General features: G+C 51.6%; 7 protein-coding genes. 6 read left to right on the top strand and 1 reads right to left on the bottom strand.

Annotated elements, in window-relative coordinates; genetic code table 11:
- Positions 1-605, top strand: a 605-nt coding sequence (locus ACTHUE_RS08345) for an AsmA family protein (RefSeq protein ID WP_440423265.1), incomplete at its 5' end; no start/stop codon positions are given.
- Between the two features lie 284 nt (positions 606-889).
- On the opposite strand, the gene ubiD is transcribed toward ACTHUE_RS08345, so the two are convergent.
- Complete coding sequence (gene ubiD, locus ACTHUE_RS08340; RefSeq protein ID WP_107768845.1) at positions 890-2,368, bottom strand: 4-hydroxy-3-polyprenylbenzoate decarboxylase; 1,479 nt, start codon at positions 2,366-2,368, stop codon at positions 890-892.
- Positions 2,369-2,617: 249 nt separating this feature from the next.
- Between ubiD and ACTHUE_RS08335 the strand changes: the two genes are divergently transcribed.
- The 5 genes from ACTHUE_RS08335 to prfA all read left to right on the top strand — a co-directional run.
- On the top strand, positions 2,618-3,280 hold the full coding sequence (locus ACTHUE_RS08335; RefSeq protein WP_070584258.1) for a DedA family protein: 663 nt from the start codon (positions 2,618-2,620) through the stop codon (positions 3,278-3,280).
- Positions 3,281-3,346: 66 nt separating this feature from the next.
- Positions 3,347-4,330: an asparaginase gene (locus ACTHUE_RS08330; RefSeq protein WP_070584256.1), complete on the top strand. Its 984-nt coding sequence runs from the start codon at positions 3,347-3,349 to the stop codon at positions 4,328-4,330.
- A 13-nt stretch (positions 4,331-4,343) separates the two neighbouring features.
- Positions 4,344-5,111 carry a TatD family hydrolase gene (locus ACTHUE_RS08325; RefSeq protein WP_107792399.1) on the top strand — a complete coding sequence of 256 codons (768 nt, stop codon included), beginning with the start codon at positions 4,344-4,346 and terminating at the stop codon, positions 5,109-5,111.
- 287 nt (positions 5,112-5,398) lie between these two features.
- Positions 5,399-6,667: an Nramp family divalent metal transporter gene (locus tag ACTHUE_RS08320; RefSeq protein ID WP_107792398.1), complete on the top strand. Its 1,269-nt coding sequence runs from the start codon at positions 5,399-5,401 to the stop codon at positions 6,665-6,667.
- 155 nt (positions 6,668-6,822) lie between these two features.
- Positions 6,823-7,786, top strand: a 964-nt coding sequence (prfA, locus tag ACTHUE_RS08315) for a peptide chain release factor 1 (protein ID WP_440423261.1), incomplete at its 3' end; no start/stop codon positions are given.

The following is a 7,786-nucleotide window of genomic DNA, read 5'->3' as shown; positions in this document are numbered from 1 at the left end:
CAACCCAACCTGCTTCCTACCACCTTCAGCAAAACGCAAAAGGCATACAAATTCAGCCGCTGCTGCAAGACCTGTTCGGTTTCCACAGCTTCAGCGGCAGCGGCGACGCCGTTATCGACATTAAAACCACCGGCAACGACCGCGCCCAAATGATACAAGCCCTAAACGGCAGCCTGCTCCTCGATATTACCAACGGCGCATGGCACGGCATTGATATGGACAGCATTCTGAAAAACGGCATCTCTTCGGAAAAAATCGACAACAGCAACCTCAAAACTCCTTTCCATCATTTCACCCTCAATAGCGAAATCGAGAAAGGCATCAGCCATCATATCAACACCGAACTGTTTTCCGACAGCCTGCACGTTGTCAGCAGCGGCTATACCGATTTGAATACCCAAAAGCTGTCCGAAAACCTGCTTATCAGCAACGTACTGCAGCCTAAAAACAAACCGATTCCCCTCAAAATCGGCGGAACCGTACAAAACCCTTCCATTACCCTTGATTACAGCCGCTTGACCAATGGTATGAATACGCCTGCAGAAAAACAAAAAGCCCTGCAAGAAACCATACAAGAACAATGGAAGTGGCTCAAACCGCGCTAGGTTTTCAAATCAAAGGCCGTCTGAAACCCAAAAAATTTCAGACGGCCTTTTAACAGATACATTGTCAGAATAAGATGTTTACTTAGGAATGACTATATACGCAATCAGTGCAACAATGATGACAAACCATAATGATGACAAACCATATAGCCAACATTAATCAAGCCTTTTTTGGAGAGTTTTCTTTCTCTCCAATCGAACCTCACTATTTCTACCGTACCCTCAAACATAGACCCAATTATTTCCATCAATATTTGAAGTAGAAATTCCAATAAATCCGACATCTACAAACCCAAATGCTCCCAAATCTCATCGATTTTGGCCGTAACGGCAGGGTCTTTTTTGATTACTCGTCCCCATTCGCGGTCGGTTTCGCCCGGCCATTTGTTGGTCGCATCCAAACCCATTTTGCCGCCAAGTCCGCTGACGGGGCTGGCGAAGTCGAGGTAGTCGATAGGTGTGTTTTCCATCAAAACAGTATCGCGTACGGGATCCATGCGCGTGGTTACCGCCCAGATGACTTCTTTCCAGTCGCGCACATCCACATCGTCATCAACTACGATGATGAATTTGGTGTACATAAACTGGCGAAGGAACGACCAGCAGCCCATCATCACGCGCTTGGCGTGTCCGGCGTACTGTTTTTTCATGCTGACCACCGCCATGCGGTAGGAGCAGCCTTCGGGCGGCAGATAGAAATCGGTGATTTCGGGGAACTGCTTTTGCAAAAGCGGGACGAACACTTCGTTCAACGCCACGCCCAAAACGGCGGGTTCATCGGGCGGTTTGCCTGTGTAGGTGGAGTGGTAAATCGGGTTTTCACGCATGGTAATGCGCTCAACCGTAAACACAGGGAAATGATCCTGCTCGTTGTAATAGCCGGTGTGGTCGCCGTATGGGCCTTCCAACGCGGTTTCGTTTGGATGAATCACGCCTTCCAATACGATTTCTGCACGGGCAGGCACTTGCAAATCATTGCCGATACATTTTACCAGCTCCGTCCGCGAACCACGCAACAGTCCGGCAAATTGGTATTCGCTCAAGGTATCGGGTACAGGCGTTACCGCTCCGAGAATAGTGGCAGGGTCGCAACCGAGTACGACGGCGACAGGATACGGCGTATCGGGATTGAGTTTACGGAACTCCTGATAATCCAACGCGCCGCCGCGATGCGACAGCCAGCGCATAATCAGCTTGTTTTTGCCGATTAATTGTTGGCGGTAAATACCGAGATTTTGGCGTTTTTTGTGTGGACCGCGCGTGACGGTCAAGCCCCACGTTACCAGCGGCGCAACGTCTTCCGGCCAGCAATGCTGAATCGGAAGTTTATACAAATCAACGTCTTCGCCTTCCCACACGATTTCCTGACACGGCGCATTTTTCACCACGTTCGGCGCCATGCTCCAAATGTCTTTCAGCAACGGCAGTTTGGAAAACGCGTCTTTAATGCCTTTGGGCGGTTCGGGTTCTTTCAGATACGCCAGCGTCTGCCCGATTTCGCGCAGTTTGGACACACTGTCCGCACCCATGCCCAGCGCCACACGTTCGGGCGTGCCGAACAGGTTCGCCAACACGGGATAATCATAACGCGTACCGTCAGGCTTAATCGGTTTTTCAAACAACAACGCTGGCCCTTCGGCGCGCAGCACGCGGTCGGCAATTTCGGTCATTTCCAAATACGGCGACACCGGATGCTGAATACGCTTGAGTTTGCCATCAGCTTCCAATCCGGCGATAAATTCTCGCAGATCTCTGTATTTCATGATTTCATTTTCCTGAACAGGCCGTCTGAAAACAGACTGCCATTTCGGGTTTGAAAGATAAACCAGCGGCTATTGTACCTGCCAAATCTGTTCAAATCCCAACTTTCTACGTCCGAATTTCGAGATTTTTTGCAAACTACCGTCAAATTTAAACAATATCTGCTTGTGATTGCTTTCAGACGGCCTTATCTTTGGTAAAATTCCAAATTAATCCAGTCATCAATCAATATCTATCGTGGGACAGCGGCCATGTTTGCATTTTTAGAATCTTTTTTCGTTGAATACGGCTATGCGGCCGTGTTTTTCGTTTTGGTTATTTGCGGCTTCGGCGTGCCGATTCCTGAAGATTTGACACTGGTAACCGGCGGCGTGATTTCCGGCCTGGGTTATACCAATTCGCATATTATGTTTCTTGTCGGTATGCTCGGCGTATTAGCGGGCGACGGCTTTATGTTTGCGGCCGGCCGGATTTGGGGGCAAAAAATCCTTAAATTCAAGCCGATTGCACGCGTGATGACGCCCAAACGCTATGCCCAAGTACAGGAAAAATTCGACAAATACGGCAACTGGGTTTTATTCGTCGCCCGTTTCCTGCCCGGCCTGCGTACCGCCGTTTTCGTGACCGCCGGCATCAGCCGCAAGGTTTCCTACCTGCGCTTTATCCTAATGGACGGCTTGGCCGCGCTGATTTCCGTTCCGGTTTGGATTTATCTGGGTGAATACGGCGCACGCAATACCGACTGGCTGATGAAAAAAATGCACAGCCTGCAATCCGGTATCTTTGCGGTACTGGGCATCGGCGCCGTCATTATCGGCTGGATTTGGTGGAGAAAACACCGCCGCCATACCTTCTTCCGTGAAAAATTACACGAAAAACGTGCTGCAAAAGCCAAAAAACAAACCAATCAATAAACCATTCCAGGCCGTCTGAAACACTTCCCCGCTTTCAGACGGCCTCAATCATTCATCAGAAACACCATGAAACAAAAAATCTTCGTCCTCTACACCGGCGGCACCATCGGCATGACCCAAAGCAGCGCCGGCCTGCGTCCCGACACCGCTCTCGTCGATAAAGCCCTTGCCCCCTTTTCGGAAGCCCTTGATTTCGAATGGCACGTTTGCCAGCCGCTCATCGATTCTTCCGCAGTAACGCTGCAAAACCAACGCGACTGGTTGAAGCTTATTATCACCAAACTGCCTGACTATGACGGCATTTTGGTGCTGCACGGCACAGATACCATGGCATACACTGCCAACCTCTTCGCCCTTTCACTGCAAGGCTTGGACAAACCCGTTATCCTGACCGGCTCGCAATGGCCTTACGATGCCGCCAACAGCGATGCGTCGCGCAACCTTGCCACCGCCGTTTCCGCTTTCTCGCTCAAACTCAAACAAGTGGTGATTGCCTTTGACGGCAAGCTCTTCCCATCCGTCGGCAGCAGCAAGGTCAGCACCGAGACCGCCGCAGGTTTTGACAACCTGCATTTTGGCACGCTCGCCGAATGGGAGGAAAACAAAGGTTGGCACAATATCCGTACCGCCCCGGCTGAACATTCAGACGGCCTCAAACCGCGTCTTCCAAATCCTGAAGCCAAAGTTTCCGTCCGCACGCTGATTCCCGGTTATGCCACGCAAGAACTTTCAGACGGCCTGCCCCACCTTTCCGCCCAAGCCCTGATTCTGCAAAGCTACGGCCACGGCAATGCGCCGAGCAACGATGCGTTTGTCCGAGCCGTCCAAGCCTTTACGCAACAAGGCAAGTTGCTGCTCAACATCAGCCAAGTGCCGCAAGGTTGCGCCGCTGCCGTCTATGCCCAAGGCGATGCTTTGCGTCAGGCAGGTATCATCAACGGCGGCAAATGCAATCTCGAAACCGCCACTGCGCTGATGACCCTCGCCGTATCTCATGACTGGAATGCAGATAAGGTGCAACAAGAATTGCGACAATTAAATCTGCTGTAAACCACCATTAAATATGACTTTCACCGACACCCACTGCCATCTTGCCGATCCCAAACTTGCCGATACGCTGCCTGCCGTGCTTACCGAAGCGCAAGCCGTAGGCGTGGCTCGTTTTATCGTACCGGCTACATCTCCCAATGATTGGCAGGCAGTTGCGCAGTTGGAGAGGCCGTCTGAAAATATCCATATCGCTTTGGGTATTCATCCGTGGTTTTCAGACGGCCTCAACGAAGTGGCATTCCAAGAGTTAGAGTCCGAATTAATCCAGCATCCGCAAGCATGGGTTGGCGAAATCGGCTTGGATTTTTATGGCAAAGAGCAAACCCAAGCGCAACGCGACACGCAGACCGATGTCTTTATCCGCCAACTCATCCTCGCCCAAAATCTCAATCGCCGCGTCATCATCCATAATCTGAAAGCCACCGCCGCCATTGTCGCCGCCGTTAAAACCGCCGGTTTCACACGAGGCGGTATCGTTCACGCCTTCTCCGGCAGCGTAGAAGAAGCACGGATTTTGGTGAAACTCGGCTTCAAAATCGGCATAGGCTCGCTGCTGCTCAATCCCAATGCAAAAAAAGTCCGTGCCGCCTTACAAGCCTTAGACGACACGGATTTTGTTCTCGAAACCGACAGCCCTTTTATGCTCGGCCATGAAACCAATACACCAGCCAACATCCGCCGTATCGCCGAAATTGCCGCCGAATTGCGCGACGTACCACTGGTACAACTGGCTGAAATCACCGAGCAAAACGTGGATTCCCTGCTCCATACTTCCCCTTAATATGCCGACCTCAAGGCATCAAAAAGCCTTGCCCAGCCATTTCGTTTCCAAACCGACACACTCTGCCCTCCCTACCCCATATTCATGAATAAAAAGCGATACAAGGCCGTCTGAAAAAATGTTTTTGGCACAAAATATCGTTCACTCCGTCATCTCGGCTTTTTAACACCGTATTTTCCCTTTGATTGATAAAAAGTATTACGCATATTATTGGGCAAACTTTTTATTTACGTTAAAATATGCCTTTTTTTGATAATAAGGCCGTCTGAAAAAGGCGGAAACTAATTATGGCTGAACAACATACACACGCTTCCACCTGGAAGAGCAAAATCAATGCTCTCGGCCCGGGCATCATGATGGCTTCGGCAGCGGTCGGCGGATCGCACCTGATTGCCTCCACGCAGGCAGGTGCACTTTACGGCTGGCAGCTTGCGCTGATCATTATTCTGACCAACCTGTTCAAATACCCGTTTTTCCGCTTCAGCGCACATTACACGCTGGACACGGGCAAAAGCCTGATTGAGGGCTATGCCGAAAAAAGCCGCGTTTATTTGTGGGTATTTTTGATTTTATGTATTGCATCGGCAACGATTAATGCCGGTGCAGTCGCCATCGTTACCGCCGCCATCGTCAAAATGGCAATCCCATCACTGACTTTCGATGCCGGTATGGTGTCCGTCATGATTATGGTTTCCTGCCTGCTGATTTTGGCAAGCGGCCGCTATAAAGCATTGGATAACGTTTCCAAAATCATCATCGTCAGCCTGACCATCGCCACCGTCGCCGCAGCAGCCGTGGCCATGTCTCGCGGCATGCAGATGAAACCCGACTTTATCGAGCCTACCCCGTGGACACTGGCAGGCTTGGGCTTCCTCATCGCGCTGATGGGCTGGATGCCTGCACCGATTGAAATTTCCGCCATCAACTCTTTGTGGGTTACCGAAAAACAACGCATCAACCCTTCCAGCTACCGAGACGGCATTTTCGACTTCAACGTCGGCTACATCACCAGCGCAGTGTTGGCGGTCGTCTTCTTGGCCTTGGGTGCATATGTCCAATACGGCAACGGCGAAGCCGTACAAATGGCGGGCGGCAAATATGTTGGCCAGCTGATTAATATGTACGCCGTGACCATCGGCGACTGGTCGCGTCCGCTGGTGGCATTTATCGCCTTTGCTTGTATGTACGGCACCACCATTACCGTAGTAGACGGCTACGCGCGCGCGATTGCCGAACCGGTACGCCTGTTGCGCGGTAAAGACAAAACCGGCAACGTCGAACTGTTTGCTTGGAACATTTGGGTCGCAGGCTCAGGCTTGGCCGTAATTTTCTGGTTCAACAGCGCAATGGCAGAGCTGCTCAAATTCGCCATGATTACCGCTTTCGTTGCCGCCCCTGTGTTCGCTTGGCTGAACTACCGCCTCGTTAAAGGCGACAAACGCCACAAACTGACCATGGGCATGAACTTCCTCGCCATTATCGGTTTGATTTATTTGACCGGCTTTACCGTTTTGTTCCTGCTGAACCAAACAGGCATCTTGGCTGCGCCTAAATAAGCCCATATAAAAAAGGCCGTCTGAAACTCAAAAACAAGTTTCAGACGGCCTTTCCAATCAATCATATCTTTTTGAATTTTCATTCAAACCCATTATAATGACTCCTTATTTCGCCGTTGCAGACCACTCGACGGCATCCGTATTTTGGAAAATTTATGAAGCCGTCTATTTTAGAAAAACTACAACAACTCAGCGACCGACTGGAAGAAGTCACACATCTGCTCGGTCAGCCTGAAGCCACGTCCGACATGGACAACTACCGCAAACTCACACGCGAACACGCCGAACTGACCCCCGTTGTCGAAGTCTTCCAAAACTACCAACTGGCGCAAAGCGACTTGGCAGATGCCGAAGAAATGCTGTCTGACCCTGAAATGAAAGACTTTGCCGCCGAAGAAATCGAAGCCGCAAAAGCCAAAATCGACGAACTCGATACCGAACTGCAAAAACTGCTACTGCCAAAAGATGCCGACGACGATAAAAACATCTTTATCGAAGTGCGCGCCGGTACCGGCGGCGACGAAGCCGCGCTGTTTGCAGGCGATTTGCTGCGTATGTACAGCCGCTACGCCGAGCGCAACCGCTGGCAGGTTGAAATTGTTTCCGCCAACGAAAGCGAATTGGGCGGCTATAAAGAAGTCATCGCCCGCATTATCGGCTTGGGCGCATACAGCCGTCTAAAATTTGAATCCGGTGGCCACCGCGTGCAACGCGTCCCTGCCACCGAAAGCCAAGGCCGTATCCACACCTCCGCCTGTACCGTTGCCGTCATGCCCGAAGCGGACGAGCTGGAAGACATTGAACTGAACCCGGCCGATCTGCGGATCGACACCTTCCGCGCATCCGGCGCCGGCGGTCAGCACATCAACAAAACCGACTCCGCCGTCCGTATCACCCACCTGCCCACAGGCATGGTGGTCGAGTGCCAAGACGGCCGCAGCCAACACGCCAACAAAGCGCAGGCGATGAAAGTCCTCGCCGCTCGCTTAAATGACGCGCAAAAACGCGAAGCCCAAGCCAAAGAAGCCGCCGAACGCAAATCCCTGATCGGCAGCGGCGACCGCAGCGAACGCATCCGCACCTACAACTACCCGCAAGGCCGCGTGACCGACCACCGCA

Source organism: Neisseria sp. P0021.S005 (assembly GCF_051956955.1).
Note: the sequence above shows the minus strand (reverse complement) of the source record. Positions and strands in the feature narration are given on the sequence as shown.

Excerpts from the sequence above, each read along its gene's own strand:
- ACTHUE_RS08335 (WP_070584258.1), top strand. The coding sequence starts at position 2,618 with ATGTTTGCATTTTTAGAATCTTTTTTCGTTGAATACGGCTATGCGGCC.
- ACTHUE_RS08320 (WP_107792398.1), top strand. The coding sequence starts at position 5,399 with ATGGCTGAACAACATACACACGCTTCCACCTGGAAGAGCAAAATCAAT.
- ACTHUE_RS08325 (WP_107792399.1), top strand. The coding sequence starts at position 4,344 with ATGACTTTCACCGACACCCACTGCCATCTTGCCGATCCCAAACTTGCC.
- ACTHUE_RS08330 (WP_070584256.1), top strand. The coding sequence starts at position 3,347 with ATGAAACAAAAAATCTTCGTCCTCTACACCGGCGGCACCATCGGCATG.
- ubiD (WP_107768845.1), bottom strand. The coding sequence starts at position 2,368 with ATGAAATACAGAGATCTGCGAGAATTTATCGCCGGATTGGAAGCTGAT.